The sequence below is a fragment of the Ciceribacter ferrooxidans genome (assembly GCF_004137355.1).
Lineage (GTDB): Bacteria > Pseudomonadota > Alphaproteobacteria > Rhizobiales > Rhizobiaceae > Allorhizobium > Allorhizobium ferrooxidans.
The window spans coordinates 685,275-700,729 of record NZ_SDVB01000253.1 but is presented as its reverse complement, the minus strand read 5'-3'; the positions used below and the strand labels follow the sequence as shown (position 1 = coordinate 700,729).

Genomic DNA, 15,455 nt, shown 5'->3' with positions numbered 1-15,455 from the left:
TCACCGACAGGCGAGCACGGCGGCTTCAGGCACGACCAAGCCGCCGAAATACGCGTCGGCGGGACGCATCTCGCGGCTGACAGTGCAGCCCTCGCCGCCTCGGACGAGCGCGGGCCGATCCCCGTCGAAGGCCACCGCGGCCGTATAGTCGCGATCCCGCAACATGAAATCGATCTTGCGGCCGGCGACTGCGACGGGGTCATCGAGCCGGAAGCCGAAGACGACGGTCACGATGCCATCGGAGATGGTCGCGTCGAAGACGTCCGGTAGGCCGAGCGCCACCCGCTCCCCGTCGGCCGAGAGCTCCGCGAAGAAGTTGAGTCGACCGAGGTCGCCGGTCAGTGCTCGACGCATCACCGCGCGCTCCGCCGGGTCGAAGATGCCGTCACCATTCGCATCGAACCGGCCGATCATCCGGCGGCTCGAGGCTTCGTCGATTGCGAGGCTCTCGGCGACCGCAACCAGCCGGCCGGCCTCTACATCGAACAGCACGCGCGCGGTCACGGCGATATCCGGATGGCCCGCCGCGAGACCCGCGGACGCCAGCCAGAAGAGAGAGGCGACGAACGCCCGAACCGGCAAAGAACGGCGGATCATCCTGCAGGCTCCTTTCCGTCGAGTTCCTGCAGGACGCGCCCAAAGCCCGGGAATTCGCCATCAGCCGGCAGCGTCGGAAACGTCGGCGGTTCGAGCGTCGTGCGCTTTGCCGCCATATATGCCCCGCCGTAGAGAAAGCCGATGGCGATCAGCCAGCTCGCGAAGATGCGGGCGGCAACCGTGAGCCAGGTCCGGTCGAAGGCGGACGCGGCGAGCGCCACGGTGGCCGAAATCCAGATTTCGGCGGCAAGGGCCAGCGGCCGATAGCTCCACTCGTGTAGGGTCGGGTCGCCGAGAAGCGTCGCAATCGCGAGAGCCGCGCCCGCCGGCGCCAGCAGCGGCAGGGCGATCCAGGCCCGCGCGCCACGCGGCAGCACGAGCGGCAGGCCGATGAGCACGCAGGCGATCGGCCCTGTGAGGAAGAGATGTGCCGCAGCACCCGGCACCCGCGCCATCAGCGTGAAGAAGGGCTCGCGGAAGAGAACGCCGACCGCCGCGCCCAACACGAGGGACGCCAGAGCGAACGGCAACGCCCGCCGCGGCAACTGGCCGAGGAGAAGGCCGAGGCCGAGAAGCGGCAGGATGCGTTCGGCGGTGAAGACGGAGGCGAGAAGCCAATTGCCCTGCCCGCCTGCCCGGTAGGCCAACGCTGCGAGGACCACCGCGCCGGCGAGTGCAAACGCACACGCCGCCGGACGAAGACTTCGGCGCGACGGCGCCGCCACCGGCTTTTGCAACGACATCAGGAAACGAGGAAATAGAGGCCGCCGAGACCGATCAGCCCGCCGAGCGCACGCGACAGCTCGCCCGCGCGCACGCGCTGGAAGAGCAGGCCGACCGCGATGCCGGCGATATGGATGAGCCCCGTCGCGACGACGAAGCCGATCGCGTAGTCGGCCGGGTCGGTGGCGTTCGGCAGTTCGGCGCCGTGGGCATAGCCGTGGAAGATCGCGAAGACGCCGATCACCGCGAGCGCGAGCCATTCCGGCGGACGCCATAGCACGGCGATCGAGACGCCGAGGACGATGATCGAAAGGGCAATGCCGCTTTCGACGGCCGGCAGCGGAACGCCGGCGATGCCCAGTACGCCGCCGACCACCATGACCAGCGGAAAGGCGATCGGCAGGCTCCAGACGGCGCGGCCGCCCATCTGCGCGCCCCAGAGGCCGACGCAAAACATCGCCAGCATGTGGTCGACGCCTGAAAGGGGATGCTCGAAGCCATGGAGGAAACCGCCCGCCTGGCCCTGCAGGATGTGGGCCTGCGCCGCGCCCGGCATCGTCGCCAATGCAAGGCCGGAAAGCAGAACCGCCGCAATGCGACGCGGTGCATTCGAAAACTGCATGCGTGCGATCTCCCGTTCGACGTGTCGAGGTCCCGGCAGGCAGCCGGCGAGTCGGCCTCGACTATATCCGAATCACCGGAAATTGTAGATGGATCGTGTCGGAGGTCGCCGTCGTCCGCCGTCGCGTAGCCTGGAGAAATGCCATGATCCGCCTGCTGAAGTCTCCCCGCCGGCCGACAATCCACCGCCTCGGGACATCTTTCCTGTCGAGCATGCTCGCGGCGCTCGTCGTGGCGGGCGTGCCCGCAGAGGCTTCCGCCCATGTACTCGGTGGCGTGATGGGCGGCTTCGGCAGCGGCTTCGGCCATCCGCTCGCCGGTCTCGACCACTTCCTCGCAATGCTGGCGGTCGGGCTCTGGGGCGCGCAGATGGGCGGCCGCTCCGTGTGGTCGCTTCCGGCCACCTTCCCGCTCATCATGTGCGTCGGCGGCTTCGCCGGAATGCTCGGACTCTTTCCCGACGACCTCATCCGAATCGCGATTGCCGTCTCGCTGCTGGTGCTCGGCGGCGTGATCGCCGCCCGCTGGGTGGCGCCGGAGTGGGCGGCCCTCGTGATCGTCGCGTTCTTCGCGATTTTCCACGGCTATCCGCACGGACAGTTGACGCTGCGGGCGACCGATCCCGCCGCCTTCACCGTCGGCTTCGTCGTCTCGACCGGCCTCATCCACATCCTCGGCATCGGCATCGGCTTCGCGCTCGGCCGGCTCTATCACGGCTACGTCGTGCGCGCGCTCGGCGGTCTGATTACCGCGAGCGGCGTCTATTACCTGCTGGTCTAGGTCAATTTTTTGCCGGAGAGGCAATCGTGCCGCTCCTTGGGATTTAACAAAGAACAAGTCTCGTCCCAGCACTAGCGTGCGCTTCATCACCGAACGAGGGTTGAAGCGACATGGACAAGAACCTGATCGAAACCTATGGCGATGCGCGCCTGCCGCGCTACACCAGCTATCCGACCGCTCCCCGCTTCTCCGCCGCGATCGGCGCCGGCACCTATGGCGACTGGCTGGCGGCAATTCCGGCGCGCGAGGCGGTTTCGCTCTACCTGCATATCCCCTTCTGCCGGTCGATGTGCTGGTATTGCGGCTGCCATACCTCGATTACCCAGAAAGACCAACCGATCCTCGACTATCTCGAGGTGCTGAAGCGCGAGGTCCGCGCCGTCGGCGCCGCGGCGAAGCGGCAACTGCGTGTCGGCAACGTGCATTTCGGCGGCGGCACGCCGACGATCATGGAAGCCGCCGAGTTCCTCGACCTCATGGCCTTCCTGCAGCAAAACTTCGACTTCTCGCCTGCGGCCGAGGTCGCCGTCGAGATCGACCCGCGCACGCTGAAGGCCGAAATGATCGCCGCCCTCGGACAGGCCGGCGTCAACCGCGCAAGCCTCGGCGTGCAGAGCTTCGATCCGGTCGTGCAGAAGGCGATCAACCGCATCCAGACCGTCGAACAGACGGAAGACGCGGCAAAGGGGTTGCGCCGGACCGGCGTCGACAGCATCAGTTTCGACCTCATCTACGGCCTGCCGCACCAGACCGTGCGCTCCTGCGTCGAAACCGCTGAGACGGCGATCGCCATGCGGCCGGATCGTTTCGCCGTCTTCGGCTACGCGCATATCCCGGCCTTCAAGAAGCACCAGCGGATGATCGACGAGGCGGCGCTTCCAGGTGCCTCCGAACGCAACGCGCAGGCCGAGGCGATCGCCGAAACGCTCGTCGCAGCCGGATACCAGCGCATCGGCCTCGACCATTTCGCCCTTCCCGAGGACGAGCTCTCGCTTGCCCAGCGGCAGGGGCGGCTGCACCGGAATTTCCAGGGTTATACGACAGACGCCTGCAAGACCCTGATCGGGCTCGGCGCCTCGGCGATCGGACGCACCGCGGAGGGCTATGCCCAGAACGAGGTGGCGATCGGGCAATATGCCCAGCACGTCGCCTCTGGCCGGCTCGCGACCGCAAAGGGCTATCGCCTGACGGCCGAGGACCGGCTGCGGGCGGCGGTGATCGAGCGACTGATGTGCGATTTCCGCGCCGATCTCCACGGGATTGCCGGCGAGCACGGCTTTGAGCCGGACGTGCTTCTCGAAGCGAACACGATGCTCGAACGGCTGAAAGGAGACGGCGTCGTGGAATTCGAGAACGGCGTACTCACGGTGAAGCCCGACCATCGCTTCCTCATCCGCTCCGTCGCGGCGTGCTTCGACGCCTATCTGGCAGAGGCGGGCAGGACCTATTCCAAGGTGGCGTGACGACGAACGCGCGCTGCCGGACACGGTATTGACAATCGATCCGTCGGGACCCATATAGCGGATGCCGAAAAGATTAAAGACCGGTACGGTTATTCCGGTCCCCGCCCGAGGCGGGATATAGTCGCGACGCGCGATCCCACGGCACCAACCTCTTTTGGGTAGGTGCCACATAGATCGCATGGTCTGTCATGGCACCTCCGCAACAACGGAACAACCATGATGGATAGACTTACACGCCTGCTCACACAACTCCTGATAACCCTGATGATGGCCCTCTCCATGTCGGGCATCATGTCGCTGATTGCACTCGGGCCGAGTGCCGAGTGGCTCCGGATATGGCCGCGCCAGTTCGCCATCGCCTGGCCCATCGCCTTTGTGCTGACAACCTTCATCAGCCGTTTCGGCCTCTTCCTCGCCCACCGGCTGAGGCGGCTCGCCGCGCGCTAAATTCGGTTCCCGAAAATAGTGTAAGGCCCGGCGATCCCCACCTCGCCGGGCCTTCCCGCAGCCGGCCTTCCGCCCTATCCAGCCAGGCCGCGGTAAATCGCCGGCAGCGCCGAAGGCAGCCGGGCAATGTGCGAGACGATCGCGTAGCCGTTCTGACCGAAGATCGCCGGCACGTAGGCTTGTGCCTCCCTGTCCACCGTCACGCCGAACACCTGGACGCCCGACCGGCGCGCCTCGATGACGGCACGGCGGCTGTCTTCGAGCGCGAAACGTCCTTCGTAGTGATCGACATCGTTCGGCTTGCCGTCAGTCAGCACCAGCAGCAGGCGACGGCGGTTCGGCTGTTCCTTGAGCCCCGCGGTGGCGTGGCGGATCGCCGCCCCGATGCGGGTGTAATAGCCGGGCTTCAGCGCCGCGATCCGGCGTTCCACCGTAGCATTCATCGGTTCCCCGAAATCCTTGACCGTCTCCACCCGCACCCAGGAGCGCCGGCGCGAGGTGAAGGTCACGATCGAATGGTTGTCGCCGCAGGCCGAAAGCCCGTGCGCGAGCACCAGCAGGGCCTCCTTCTCGACGTCCAGCACCCGGCGGTCGTCGAACCACGCATCCGTCGACAGCGAGACGTCGACGAGGATCGAGACGGCGAGATCGTGTGCCTGCGGGCGGCTCATCAGGTGAACACGATCGCTGCCCTGTCCGCCGGCGGCAAGATCGGTCCTCGCGCGCACCACGGCGTCGAGGTCGAGGTCCGACCCGTCGATCTGTGCCCGCAGCACCTCGCGGCGCGGCCGCAGCACCTCGAATTGCCGCTTCACCCGGCGGATGAGACTGCGCATCTCGTCGCGGGCCTCCAGCGTTTCGCCCTCCACCGGGGCGGGGCTCGCGAATACACGGCAATGGTTCTTCAGATAGGCGTTCGACCGGTAGTCCCATTCCGGATAGGTGAGATCCGCGGTGAGCGGCGTGCGGTCCAGCGCCTCCGGCGGCAGGTCGAGATCGAAACGGAAGCGTGCCGAGGGGCGGCCCTTGCGCTCGCCGAGCGTCATGTCGTCCAGTTCCTCCGCCGCGGCGGCGTCATGGTCGTCGCTGTCGTCGCCGGGGCGGTCGACATTGACCATTTCGGCCATGGCGAGGATTTTTTCGAAGCGGTTGAGGATGAAGGGGCTGCGGGACTGCTCGCGTCCGTCCTTCTTTTCGCGGGTCGCGACATGGCGGCCGGCCATACCGGCCTGGCGGTCTGCGGCAGAGGCCGGCGAATCCTCGTCCGTCCGGGCGTCACTCTCCTCGCGGATCAATGCGTCCGGCCAGAGCGGCACCGGCAGCATCGGCAGGTAGCCGGGCGGCGCGCGCTCCGGAAACTGTCGCGGCTCCGGCTCGGCAAGCCGACCGACACCTTTCAGCAAGAGGTCGCGTATGCGGTCCTCGACACGCTGCTCGACGGCCGGCAGGGCACCGCGGCGACGCTCCTTCAGCACCGCGGCACAGAGCCTGCGATAGCGCGGCTCGAGCCCCGGAAAGGCAGACAGGACAGTCGCGACCGTCGCCTCCGCGCGGGCGAGAGCCTCGAGATCGCGAATGAGCGGATCACGTGCGTCCAGCGCTTCGAGCGGCATCACCGCCATGGTGGCGGCGAGCCAGATATAAAGGTCGCGATTGAGCGCCTTGTCCGGGAAGAGGTCGATCGTCGGCGGCAGCATCAGCGTTGCGTGGTCACGGCCGGGCTGGACCAGTTTCTCCTCGCCCAGTCCGAGCCGCTGGCGAAGCTTCAGCCGGTGGCCGGACGTGCGCCCGCGGGCGGGTGCGACCTGCACGGCGTGCTCACCGCCGAACCCGCGGAAACAGACGGCGAGCACGGGCTGGATTTCTTCAAGGCTCACCGCGTCCGCGGGATAGCAAGGCCAGGTGCGGGTGTTGCCCGCCAGACGATGCCAGGCTCGCCCGACCGTCTCTTCGAGTTCGAGGAAATCCAGCATGGTCCTGCCCCTCTCAGCGGATCACCGCGTCGGCGACTTCGAGAAGCCCGACACGCACGTCCGGCTCGTCGGTCAGAGGCTCGATCATCGCCGAGCGTACCGCCTCACGGATCGGCAGCCCCGCATCGATCAGGCTCGCGCAATAGACGAGCAGACGGGTCGAGACGCCTTCCTCGAGGTCGTGGCCCTTCAGCGCCCGGAGCTTGCGGGCAAGCTCGACGAGCGCGGCGACCCGGCTTTCGGGCAGGCCGCTTTCGGCGGAGACGACGGCGATCTCCTGTTCCTTCGGCAGGAAATCGAACTCGATCGCCACGAAGCGCTGGCGCGTCGAAGGCTTCAGCGTCTTCAGGAGATTCTGGTAGCCGGGATTGTAGGAGACGACGAGCATGAAGCCGGGAGGGGCTTCGAGCTCTTCTCCGGTCCGTTCGAGCGGCAGGATGCGACGGTCGTCGGTCAGCGGATGCAGCACCACGGCGACGTCCTTGCGGGCCTCCACCACCTCGTCGAGATAGCAGATGCCGCCTTCGCGCACCGCCCGGGTGAGCGGGCCGTCGACCCAGACGGTATCGCCGCCCTTCAGCAGATAGCGGCCGGTCAGGTCAGCGGCGGCAAGGTCGTCATGGCAGGAAACGGTGGACAGCGGCACGCCGAGCTTCGCGGCCATGTGGCTCACGAAGCGGGTCTTGCCGCAGCCCGTCGGCCCCTTGAGGAGCAGCGGCAACTGCCGGGTCCAGGCGGTTTCGAAGAGGGCGCATTCATTGCCCGCCGGCGTATAGGACGGAATGTCGGCGGACGCGGAAGAGGTCTTGAGCATCAGGTTCATTGGGGATGTTCCTTGCGCTTGAATTTTGTGGGCGCTTGAATTTTGTGGAGCCTGCTACCTCCCCTGTCCGGGGAGGTAGCGTAGCGGTCGCGGAGAGATCACTCCGCCGGCTGCGCCAGACTTGTGTAGCTCGGCTCGCGCTTCTTGCCCGGCACCAGGATCGCCCAGATGAACATCAGCGCCGAAACCAGCACCACCGCACCCGAACCCAGGCGGATCCAGTAGAAGAGGGCGAGCTGGTCCTGTACGTCCATGTAGCTCTCGCCGAGGACGCGCTGCAGATGCACCTGAAGGACGCCTGCGAAGGTGAGGGCGAAGGTCATTACCGACATCGCCGTGCACATCGCCCAGAAGCTGACCATGGAGAGCCACTGGTTATACGGCGCACGCCCGCGGATTTCCGGCACGGCATAGGCCATCACCGCGAGGTTCAGCATCACGTAGGCGCCGAAGAAGGCGAGGTGGCCGTGGGCGGCGGTGACCTGCGTGCCGTGGGTGTAGTAGTTCACCGAGGACAGCGTATGCAGGAAACCCCAGACGCCGGCACCGAAGAAAGCCATGACCGAGCAGCCGATCGACCAAAGGAGTGCGGCACGGTTCGGATGCTTGCGGCCGGCCTTCCAGGTCATCACGAAGGTGAAGATCACCATGGTGAAGAAGGGAGCCACTTCGAGCGTCGAGAAGAGCGAACCGATCCACTGCCAGTAACCCGGAGCGCCGATCCAGTAGAAGTGGTGGCCGGTGCCGAGGATGCCGGAGAACAGCGCCAGGCCGACGATGACGTAGAGCCACTTCTCGACGACCTCGCGGTCGATGCCGTTGAGCTTGATCATCAGGAAGGCGAGCACGGAGGCCATGATCAGTTCCCACACGCCTTCGACCCACAGATGGACGACGTACCACCAGTACATCTTGTCGAGCGCGAGATTGATCGGATTGTAGAAGGCGAAGAGGAAGAAGATCGCGACGCCCCAGAGACCGAAGATCAGGATGTTGGTGACGACGGTCTTGCGGCCTTTCAGCACCGTCAGCGTGATGTTGAAGAGGAACATCAGCGCGACGATAACGATGCCGACCTTGATCGCGAAGGGCTGTTCGAGGAACTCGCGGCCCTCGTGGATGTGGAAGAGATAGCCGACCACGGCAACCGCTGCGGCACCGAGGAAGATCCAGAACTGGGCGACGGCGATCTTCGTGCTGAAGAGCTCGGTCTCGGTCTCCTCCGGGATCAGGTAGTAGGTGGCGCCCATGAAGCCCATGAGCAGCCAGACGATCAGCGCATTGGTGTGGACCATGCGCACGATGTTGAAGGGCACAAGCTCGGAAAGCGTATTCGGCAGCACGTAGATCGTACCGGCGAGCACACCGAAGAGAACCTGCGCGAGGAAGAGGCCGAGCGCGCCGTAGAAATACAGCATCGCGACCTTTTGTGTTTGATATTTCATCGTCTTTTCTCCTTGTCGCTCGCTCTCAACCAGCGTCGTTCGGCGGCCAGTTCTGCGTCTTGATCTTGCTTGTCCATTCGAGGAAGTCGGCGAGATCGTTGAGCTCCTGTTCCGTCAGGTTGAACTGCGGCATCTGGCGGCGTCCCTCGATGCCGGAGGGCTGGGCGGCCATCCACGCCTTGAGGGTGTCGCGCGCGGCGGCGGGATCGGTGTCGCCACCCCAACGCTTCCAGACATTGCCGAGCTCCGGCGCGAAATAGGCGCCTTCGCCGAGCAGCGTGTGGCAGTTGATGCAGGAGTTCTTCTCCCAGACATGCTTGCCGCGTGCGACGCCGTCGGTCAGCGTCGTCTCGTCCGTGGAGGTCGTTTTCATGTAGTAGTGGCTGTGGGCCGTGAGGCCCACGAAGATCGTGAAGAAGAAGATGGAGCCGCCATAAAAGACGTTGCGGGCCCCGGTCTTGGTTAGGCGCTCTGCCATCCCATGGTCCTTTCCTAGTCCAGGCGGGCGCGTCGGCGCGCCGGCGTGGGTTGTCCCCCGTGTCCCGTGCCAGACGTCGCTGGGAGTGCGCACACTGGATGGGACCAGCCTCTTCTAGAGCTTCCCCCGATCCGTTCTTTGCGTTTTGGCAAAGATCAGAACGGAGGCTCAGCCGGCGAGTACCGCCGAGAGTGCGATCTTGCCGAGACCGGCGAGCGCGAAGGCGACCGGCCAGGCGACGAGGGCGATACGCAGGGCCGGTGACGCGTTGCCGAGCCCCATGAAATCGATGATGACGAAGCGCGCCTTCAGCACCGCAAGGACGAGGATTCCCGCTCCTGCGGCAGGCACCGCGGCGCCCCACGCCGCGAGCATGACGCCGGAAAGCGCCAGCGCGATCAGGATCGCGTAGGCGAGATTGAGCTGTCTTGCGGTTCCGTGGGCCATGGCATCACACCAGATAGAAGAGCGGGAAAAGGACGATCCAGACGAGGTCGATCACGTGCCAGAGCGTCGTGATGAGCGCGACGTTGCTGCGCGTGGGCCGCCAGGCGACCAGCGCAAGCACCGCGGAGCCGAAGACGACGTGGAGCAGATGAAAGCCGGTCACCAGGAAATAGAGTTCGAAGAAGGCCCCGAAGCTCTCGTCGCCGGCCACACCGATCTCGCCGCTGTACTCGAAGAGTTTCACCGCAAGGAAAACGAGGCCGAACAGGGCGGCCAACAGAAGCCCGCGGCGGGTCTCGGCAAGCGAAGCACCGGGACGGGCGGCGAGTGCGGCCTGCCAGCCGCTCGTCAGCAGGACGAGCGTGTTGATTGCGGCGAGCCCTGGGCGCAGATGCGCCTGCGCGGTGGAAAAGGCCAGCGGATCGATGACCGAGGCGATCAGAAAGGCACCGATCAGGATGCCGAAGGCGACGAGCTCGCTCCAGGCGAGGATCCACAGGAGGAGCGTGTCGCCCTCCTCGCTCTCCGCGAAAGTCGTTACGGTCATATCGGCCATGGCAAGGGCACCCCGTTCCGTTTCGGTCGCCTCTCTTTAGAGGATGGGACGCATGCTTCTTTGCGAAATCACAAAGAACGGCACGGCAGGCGGCCTAGGATTGCGGCAGAACAGGAGAATTCCCCATGACCGACGCCCATATCGGCCTTTCCGTGGCCACCCCCGTCATCGTCGCGTTCGCGCTCATGCTCTATCGCATGGGCGTCCTGCAGCGCACCGGCGCGATCTCGGCCGTGCTCGCCTCGGTGGCGATCGCCGCCGTGCTCTTCATCGACCGCTAGGACCTTCGCGATGATGCCCCCCAGCACCAGGACCGAGGCGATCCGGCACAACCACGAGGAACTTCTGAACCTCTGCGACCGCCTGGAGGCAATTGCCGATTCGCTGCCCTTCAGCCTCGACTATGAACTCTGCCAGCAGGTTGCCACGGAGATCGTTCCCGTGCTCACCCGCACGCAGACCGTGGAGGAACTGGTCCTCTACCCCTTTCTCGAGGAAAGCGCCGGCTCCTGCTTCTCCGCGATGACGATCGACCGGCTGAAGGGTGAGCACATGTGCGACAGACTCGCCGCCGAGGAGGTGGCGCTGACGCTGAATGCGGTGCTCGACAATCACTGCGGCCTTTCCTTCGAGACGGTCGGCTACATGCTGCGCGGCTTCTTCGAATGCCTGCGCCGCCATGTTGCCGCGGAAAAGAGCCTGATCGAAATGTTTGGCACGCCCGATAGCGTCATGTAAGCTCGCGGCCATGACCGAATTCGTGATGGCCTTCACCGTGTTCCTTGCGCTGCATTCGGTTCCGGCGATCCCGGCCATCCGAGGGCGGCTGATCGCCACGCTCGGCCGGCGGCTTTATCTCGGCCTCTATTCGCTCGCTTCGATCGCCGCCATCGCCTGGCTGTTCTATGCGGCGCTCCGGATGGATTATGTCGAGCTATGGGAGCCCGCGCCCTGGCAGGCGATGGTGACGCTAGTCGCCGCGCCGGTCGGTGTGTTCTTCGTGCTGGCCGGGCTCTTCTCCGGCAATCCCTTCTCGATCACGCTGCGCAGTTCCGAGGCGCCGACGGGCGCGATCGTCGCCGTCACCCGCCATCCGGTGCTGTGGGGCTTCACCTTCTGGGCGCTCGGGCACCTCGTGCCGAACGGCGACCTGCGTTCGCTTCTGCTCTTCGGCGGACTGGCACTCTTTTCCGTCGGCGGCTTCTTCATGCTCGACCGTCGCGCCCGCCGGCGACTGACCGGCGATTGGACGACCGAGACGGCCGGCGCCCCGCTCATTCCCTTCGCGGCAATCCTTGCCGGACGGGCCTCGTTCAGGATCGACCGGGAGACGATCGCGGCCTTCGTGCTGACGGCGGTCATCACCTTCTGGCTGCTCGCCGGCGGCCATCTCTTCCTCTTCGGCGCCGATCCTCTTCTGCTCGCCGGCTCCTGACGCTCAGCCTTCCCATTCGCGCGCAAGCGGCGGGATCGGCAGGCCGAGGAGATCGATTGCACGGGCGGCGATATGATCGACGATCGCCTCGACGCTTTCGGGCCTGTGATAAAAGGCAGGAACCGGCGGCATGACGATCGCGCCCATTTCCGCGACTGAACACATGTTGCGCAGGTGCCCGAGATGAAGCGGCGTTTCCCGCGCCAGCAGGATCAGCCGGCGTCGCTCCTTGAGATGGACATCGGCGGCACGGACGAGAAGGTTGTCGGCGATGCCGGTCGCGACCGCCGCAAGCGTGCGCATCGAGCAGGGCGCGACGATCATGCCTGCGGTGCGGAAGGAGCCGCTGGCGATCGTGGCACCCACGTCGCGGATCGCGTGGTTCTCGGTCGCCATCGCCAGAAGGCGCCCGAGCGCGCCGGGGCCGCATTCGTGGGACAGTGTCCGCCGTGCCGCCTCGGAAACGACGAGGTGGGTTTCGACATCCTCGACCTCCTGCAACCGCTCCAGGATGCGAAGCGGAATGGCCGCACCCGAGGCACCGGAGACGCCGAGTACGATGCGCATCCGGCTCATGGTGCCTCTCCGATCCCGAGGTCCGCCCAGAGCGCATCGACCTTCGCCATGACCTCCGGCGACATCTTCAGCACCCGGCCCCATTCGCGTTCGCTTTCCGGCGTGATCTTCGTCGTCGCGTCGAGGCCGAGCTTGCCGCCGAGGCCGGGCTTCGGCGAGGCAAAATCGAGATAGTCGATCGGCGTGTCGGCGATCACGGTGACGTCGCGGCTCGCATCGAAGCGGGTCGACAGCGCCCAGACGATGTCGGGCCAGCTGCGCACATTGATATCCGGGTCGACGGCGATGATGAGTTTCGTGTAGCTGAACTGCGGAAGCATCGACCACAATCCCATCATCACCCGCCGCGCCTGTCCGGGATAGCGCTTGTCGATCGCCACGACCATGGCGCGGTAGGAGCATGCCTCCGGCGGCAGCCAGAGATCGGCGATCTCCGGATACTGGCGTTTGACGAGCGGCAGGAAGATCTCGCTCATCGCATCGCCGAGCACGGATGGCTCGTCGGGCGGTCGGCCGGTGTAGGTCGAGAGATAGACCGGATTGCGGCACGTGGTGATCGCCGAAAGGGTCATGACCGGGAAGCGCTCGACGCTGTTGTAGTAGCCGGTATGGTCGCCGTAAGGCCCCTCCTCCGCCGTCTCGCTTGCGGACACCGTGCCCTCGAGCACGATCTCGGCATTGGCCGGCACGCAAAGCGGGACGGTGAGCGCCGGGGCGAGCTCGGAACGCCTGCCCTTCAGCAGTCCGGCGAAATTCATCTCGCTCATGCCCTCCGGCAGCGGCATGACGGCGGCAAGAATCGTCGCCGGATCGGCACCGATCGCGACCGTCACCGGCATGTCCTGCCCGAGCTTCTGCCACATGCGGTGATGGCGGGCGCCGCCGCGATGGGCGAGCCAGCGCATGATGAGGCGCTGTCCGTCGAGCACCTGCATGCGGTAGATGCCGACATTGACGTCGGTGGGATCGTCCGGCGCCCGGGTGATGACCAGCGGCCAGGTGACGAGCGGCGCCGGCTCGCCCGGCCAGCACCACTGGATCGGCAGGCGCCCGAGATCGATCTCCTCGTCGCGCCAGACAATGTCCTGCACCGGCGGACGGCTGACGTTTCGCGGGCGCATGGACAGTGCGGCCCTCAAAAGCGGCAGCTTGCCCCATGCATCGCGCATGGATTTCGGCGGACGGGGGTCGCGCAGGTCGGCGAGCATGGCGGCCAGCCGCGGCAGGCCGCCGTTCTCGAGCCCGAAGCCCCATTCGATCCGCTCCCGGGTGCCGAAGAGGTTGGCAAGAAGCGGGACGTCGCAAACCTTGCCCGCGGCATCGACCGGCTTTTCGAAGAGCAGGGCCGGGCCGCCGGATTCCAGCGTCCGCCGGTGGATTTCGGTAATCTCGTGGACGAGCGAGACGGGCCTTTCCACCCGCTTCAGGCGGCCGCGCCGCTCGAGTTCGCCCATGAAATGCTGGAGATCGGAGAAGCGGCGGATGGCTGGGGGAGCTTGGGTCATCCCGCCTCTGTGGCGGAGGAAAACCTGCATGTCTTTGCGCTGGCTCAAATGATCGCGTCCTCGATGCCGTTAGCATGGCGCGACCTCCCCTTTCGAAAGGTGTTCCTGATGCGTGTTCCGCCTGCCCTCGCCGACCCCCTTGGCGTCATTCCGGTCTTCATGATCGAACGTGCGGCGAGACTGGCCTTCACCCGGGTCCTGAAAGCCCATCCCGGCTTGTTCGAACGGCTCGGCGACTATCGCCAGAAGCGCTACGGCTTCGTGCCGGACGACCTGCCGATCGGCTTCCTCGTCGAACCTTCCCGCCTCTCGCTCACCGTCGTGCGCAAGCCGAAGCGGCCGGAGGCCGACGCCGCCGTAGAGGGACCGCTCTTTCTGCTGCTGGCGCTGCTCGAAGGCCGCTGCGACGCGGACGCGCTGTTCTTTTCGCGTGACCTGACCGTCACCGGCGACATGGAGGCGATGCTGGCACTGAGGAACGCTCTCGACGACAGCAATATCGACCTGCCGAAGGATCTCGGCCAGGCTTCTGGCCCCTTCGCGCCCCTCGTCAGCAGGGCACTCACCTATGTCCGCGACCGTGCGCTGACCGGGGAGGCCGGCCAATGGAACTGATCTGCCCGGCGGGAACGCCCGCCGCCTTCCGCGAGGCAGTCAATGCCGGCGCGGACGCCGTCTATTGCGGCTTCCGCGACGAGACCAATGCCCGCAACTTCCCCGGCCTCAACTTCACGCCCGCCGAACTCGGCGAGGCGATCGCCTTCGCCAAGCGCAAGGGCGTCATGACCTTCGTCGCGCTCAACACCTTCATGCGCGCGGGCGCCGAGGACATCTGGTACAAGGCGGCCGACGAGGCCGTGCGGCTCGGCGCCGATGCGCTGATCCTCGCCGACTTCGGCCTCATGGCCTATGTCGCGGAAAAGCATCCCGACCAGCGCCTGCACGTCTCGGTGCAAGCCTCCGCCTCCAATGCCGACGCGATCAATTTCCTGGTCGACGCCTTCAAGGCGAAGCGCGTGGTGCTGCCGCGCACGCTGACGATTGCCGACATCGCCCGGCTCGCGCCGCAGATCCGTTGCGAGATCGAGGTCTTCGTCTTCGGCGGGCTCTGCGTCATGGCCGAGGGTCGGTGCTCGCTCTCCTCCTATGCCACCGGCAAATCGCCGAACATGAACGGCGTGTGCTCGCCGGCAAGTCACGTGCGCTATCGCCAGGACGATACCGAACTCGTTTCCGAGCTCGGGGAGTACACGATCAACCGCTTCCCGGCCGGCGAGGCCGCGGGTTACCCGACGCTGTGCAAAGGCCGTTTCGAAACCGGCGGCGACAGCGGCTACGCCTTCGAGGACCCGGTCTCGCTCGACGTCATGGATCACCTCGATGCACTTCGGGCAGCGGGCGTCTCAGCGCTCAAGGTCGAGGGGCGGCAACGCGGCAAGGCCTATGTCGCCGAAGTGGTCTCGACGCTGCGGCAGGCTCTTTCGGCCGATGCGGCGGCGCGGCCGGCATTGCTCTCCCGTCTCAGGCTCCTCAGCGAAGGCCAGAAGACGACGTCCGGCGCCTACGAAAAGCGCTGGAGATAACAA

General features: G+C 65.9%; 19 protein-coding genes. 8 read left to right on the top strand and 11 right to left on the bottom strand.

Annotated features, from left to right (window positions below; genetic code table 11):
- Genes EUU22_RS19975 through EUU22_RS19965 form a run of 3 tightly spaced genes read right to left on the bottom strand, consistent with a single transcriptional unit; the run spans position 1 to position 1,942 of the window.
- On the bottom strand, positions 1–597 hold the full coding sequence (locus tag EUU22_RS19975; RefSeq protein WP_129333716.1) for a DUF1007 family protein: 597 nt from the start codon (positions 595–597) through the stop codon (positions 1–3).
- Entirely contained in the window at positions 594–1,340 is a 747-nt protein-coding gene (locus tag EUU22_RS19970) for a hypothetical protein (RefSeq protein WP_129333715.1), read from the bottom strand. Before EUU22_RS19970 ends, EUU22_RS19975 begins: the two co-directional genes overlap by 4 nt.
- On the bottom strand, positions 1,340–1,942 hold the full coding sequence (locus EUU22_RS19965; protein WP_129333714.1) for a HupE/UreJ family protein: 603 nt from the start codon (positions 1,940–1,942) through the stop codon (positions 1,340–1,342). The genes EUU22_RS19970 and EUU22_RS19965 overlap by 1 nt, the downstream gene beginning before the upstream one ends.
- A gap of 143 nt (positions 1,943–2,085) precedes the next feature.
- On the opposite strand from EUU22_RS19965, the gene EUU22_RS19960 reads away from it, so the two are divergent.
- The 3 genes from EUU22_RS19960 to EUU22_RS19950 all read left to right on the top strand — a co-directional run bounded on the left by EUU22_RS19960 (position 2,086) and on the right by EUU22_RS19950 (position 4,631).
- Positions 2,086–2,721: a HupE/UreJ family protein gene (locus EUU22_RS19960; protein ID WP_129333713.1), complete on the top strand. Its 636-nt coding sequence runs from the start codon at positions 2,086–2,088 to the stop codon at positions 2,719–2,721.
- Positions 2,722–2,831: 110 nt separating this feature from the next.
- Positions 2,832–4,184 (top strand): oxygen-independent coproporphyrinogen III oxidase, encoded by a 1,353-nt coding sequence (gene hemN, locus EUU22_RS19955; RefSeq protein WP_129333712.1) that lies wholly within the window; start codon positions 2,832–2,834, stop codon positions 4,182–4,184.
- A 216-nt stretch (positions 4,185–4,400) separates the two neighbouring features.
- A complete protein-coding gene (locus EUU22_RS19950) occupies positions 4,401–4,631 on the top strand; it encodes a DUF2798 domain-containing protein (RefSeq protein ID WP_129333711.1) in 231 nt (76 codons plus the stop codon).
- 74 nt (positions 4,632–4,705) lie between these two features.
- On the opposite strand, the gene EUU22_RS19945 is transcribed toward EUU22_RS19950, so the two are convergent.
- The 6 genes from EUU22_RS19945 to EUU22_RS19920 form a co-directional block, all read right to left on the bottom strand.
- The gene (locus EUU22_RS19945) at positions 4,706–6,604 is read right to left on the bottom strand and encodes a nitric oxide reductase activation protein NorD (RefSeq protein ID WP_129333710.1); all 1,899 of its coding nucleotides are present in this window, start codon (positions 6,602–6,604) and stop codon (positions 4,706–4,708) included.
- Between the two features lie 13 nt (positions 6,605–6,617).
- The gene (locus EUU22_RS19940) at positions 6,618–7,427 is read right to left on the bottom strand and encodes a CbbQ/NirQ/NorQ/GpvN family protein (protein ID WP_129333709.1); all 810 of its coding nucleotides are present in this window, start codon (positions 7,425–7,427) and stop codon (positions 6,618–6,620) included.
- A gap of 98 nt (positions 7,428–7,525) precedes the next feature.
- Positions 7,526–8,872 (bottom strand): nitric-oxide reductase large subunit, encoded by a 1,347-nt coding sequence (locus EUU22_RS19935; RefSeq protein WP_129333708.1) that lies wholly within the window; start codon positions 8,870–8,872, stop codon positions 7,526–7,528.
- Positions 8,873–8,897: 25 nt separating this feature from the next.
- Positions 8,898–9,350: a c-type cytochrome gene (locus EUU22_RS19930; RefSeq protein WP_112689113.1), complete on the bottom strand. Its 453-nt coding sequence runs from the start codon at positions 9,348–9,350 to the stop codon at positions 8,898–8,900.
- Between the two features lie 168 nt (positions 9,351–9,518).
- The gene (locus EUU22_RS19925; protein WP_129333707.1) at positions 9,519–9,797 is read right to left on the bottom strand and encodes a cytochrome C oxidase subunit IV family protein; all 279 of its coding nucleotides are present in this window, start codon (positions 9,795–9,797) and stop codon (positions 9,519–9,521) included.
- A 4-nt stretch (positions 9,798–9,801) separates the two neighbouring features.
- A complete protein-coding gene (locus EUU22_RS19920; protein WP_129333706.1) occupies positions 9,802–10,353 on the bottom strand; it encodes a cytochrome c oxidase subunit 3 in 552 nt (183 codons plus the stop codon).
- A gap of 125 nt (positions 10,354–10,478) precedes the next feature.
- Between EUU22_RS19920 and EUU22_RS19915 the strand changes: the two genes are divergently transcribed.
- Genes EUU22_RS19915 through EUU22_RS19905 form a run of 3 tightly spaced genes read left to right on the top strand, consistent with a single transcriptional unit; the run spans position 10,479 to position 11,788 of the window.
- Positions 10,479–10,634 carry a hypothetical protein gene (locus tag EUU22_RS19915; RefSeq protein ID WP_129333705.1) on the top strand — a complete coding sequence of 52 codons (156 nt, stop codon included), beginning with the start codon at positions 10,479–10,481 and terminating at the stop codon, positions 10,632–10,634.
- Positions 10,635–10,644: 10 nt separating this feature from the next.
- The gene (locus EUU22_RS19910) at positions 10,645–11,091 is read left to right on the top strand and encodes a hemerythrin domain-containing protein (protein ID WP_129333704.1); all 447 of its coding nucleotides are present in this window, start codon (positions 10,645–10,647) and stop codon (positions 11,089–11,091) included.
- A 10-nt stretch (positions 11,092–11,101) separates the two neighbouring features.
- Positions 11,102–11,788 (top strand): NnrU family protein, encoded by a 687-nt coding sequence (locus EUU22_RS19905; protein ID WP_129333703.1) that lies wholly within the window; start codon positions 11,102–11,104, stop codon positions 11,786–11,788.
- Between the two features lie 3 nt (positions 11,789–11,791).
- Here the strand turns inward: EUU22_RS19905 and EUU22_RS19900 are convergent, their stop codons facing one another.
- Both EUU22_RS19900 and EUU22_RS19895 read right to left on the bottom strand, forming a co-directional pair.
- A complete protein-coding gene (locus EUU22_RS19900; RefSeq protein ID WP_129333702.1) occupies positions 11,792–12,364 on the bottom strand; it encodes a UbiX family flavin prenyltransferase in 573 nt (190 codons plus the stop codon).
- Entirely contained in the window at positions 12,361–13,869 is a 1,509-nt protein-coding gene (locus EUU22_RS19895) for a UbiD family decarboxylase (RefSeq protein WP_129333701.1), read from the bottom strand. Before EUU22_RS19895 ends, EUU22_RS19900 begins: the two co-directional genes overlap by 4 nt.
- 105 nt (positions 13,870–13,974) lie before the next feature.
- Between EUU22_RS19895 and ubiT the strand changes: the two genes are divergently transcribed.
- Positions 13,975–14,484 carry a ubiquinone anaerobic biosynthesis accessory factor UbiT gene (gene ubiT, locus EUU22_RS19890; RefSeq protein WP_165351235.1) on the top strand — a complete coding sequence of 170 codons (510 nt, stop codon included), beginning with the start codon at positions 13,975–13,977 and terminating at the stop codon, positions 14,482–14,484.
- Positions 14,475–15,452, top strand: a complete 978-nt coding sequence (ubiU, locus tag EUU22_RS19885) for a ubiquinone anaerobic biosynthesis protein UbiU (RefSeq protein ID WP_129333699.1) — start codon at positions 14,475–14,477, stop codon at positions 15,450–15,452. Before ubiT ends, ubiU begins: the two co-directional genes overlap by 10 nt.
- Positions 15,453–15,455 lie beyond the last annotated feature (3 nt).

Excerpts from the sequence above, each read along its gene's own strand:
- EUU22_RS19960 (WP_129333713.1), top strand. The coding sequence starts at position 2,086 with ATGATCCGCCTGCTGAAGTCTCCCCGCCGGCCGACAATCCACCGCCTC.
- EUU22_RS19925 (WP_129333707.1), bottom strand. The coding sequence starts at position 9,797 with ATGGCCCACGGAACCGCAAGACAGCTCAATCTCGCCTACGCGATCCTG.
- hemN (WP_129333712.1), top strand. The coding sequence starts at position 2,832 with ATGGACAAGAACCTGATCGAAACCTATGGCGATGCGCGCCTGCCGCGC.
- EUU22_RS19915 (WP_129333705.1), top strand. The coding sequence starts at position 10,479 with ATGACCGACGCCCATATCGGCCTTTCCGTGGCCACCCCCGTCATCGTC.
- ubiU (WP_129333699.1), top strand. The coding sequence starts at position 14,475 with ATGGAACTGATCTGCCCGGCGGGAACGCCCGCCGCCTTCCGCGAGGCA.
- EUU22_RS19945 (WP_129333710.1), bottom strand. The coding sequence starts at position 6,604 with ATGCTGGATTTCCTCGAACTCGAAGAGACGGTCGGGCGAGCCTGGCAT.
- EUU22_RS19975 (WP_129333716.1), bottom strand. The coding sequence starts at position 597 with ATGATCCGCCGTTCTTTGCCGGTTCGGGCGTTCGTCGCCTCTCTCTTC.
- EUU22_RS19935 (WP_129333708.1), bottom strand. The coding sequence starts at position 8,872 with ATGAAATATCAAACACAAAAGGTCGCGATGCTGTATTTCTACGGCGCG.
- EUU22_RS19940 (WP_129333709.1), bottom strand. The coding sequence starts at position 7,427 with ATGAACCTGATGCTCAAGACCTCTTCCGCGTCCGCCGACATTCCGTCC.
- EUU22_RS19895 (WP_129333701.1), bottom strand. The coding sequence starts at position 13,869 with ATGACCCAAGCTCCCCCAGCCATCCGCCGCTTCTCCGATCTCCAGCAT.
- EUU22_RS19920 (WP_129333706.1), bottom strand. The coding sequence starts at position 10,353 with ATGGCCGATATGACCGTAACGACTTTCGCGGAGAGCGAGGAGGGCGAC.
- EUU22_RS19950 (WP_129333711.1), top strand. The coding sequence starts at position 4,401 with ATGATGGATAGACTTACACGCCTGCTCACACAACTCCTGATAACCCTG.
- EUU22_RS19900 (WP_129333702.1), bottom strand. The coding sequence starts at position 12,364 with ATGAGCCGGATGCGCATCGTACTCGGCGTCTCCGGTGCCTCGGGTGCG.
- EUU22_RS19905 (WP_129333703.1), top strand. The coding sequence starts at position 11,102 with ATGACCGAATTCGTGATGGCCTTCACCGTGTTCCTTGCGCTGCATTCG.
- EUU22_RS19910 (WP_129333704.1), top strand. The coding sequence starts at position 10,645 with ATGATGCCCCCCAGCACCAGGACCGAGGCGATCCGGCACAACCACGAG.
- EUU22_RS19930 (WP_112689113.1), bottom strand. The coding sequence starts at position 9,350 with ATGGCAGAGCGCCTAACCAAGACCGGGGCCCGCAACGTCTTTTATGGC.
- EUU22_RS19965 (WP_129333714.1), bottom strand. The coding sequence starts at position 1,942 with ATGCAGTTTTCGAATGCACCGCGTCGCATTGCGGCGGTTCTGCTTTCC.
- EUU22_RS19970 (WP_129333715.1), bottom strand. The coding sequence starts at position 1,340 with ATGTCGTTGCAAAAGCCGGTGGCGGCGCCGTCGCGCCGAAGTCTTCGT.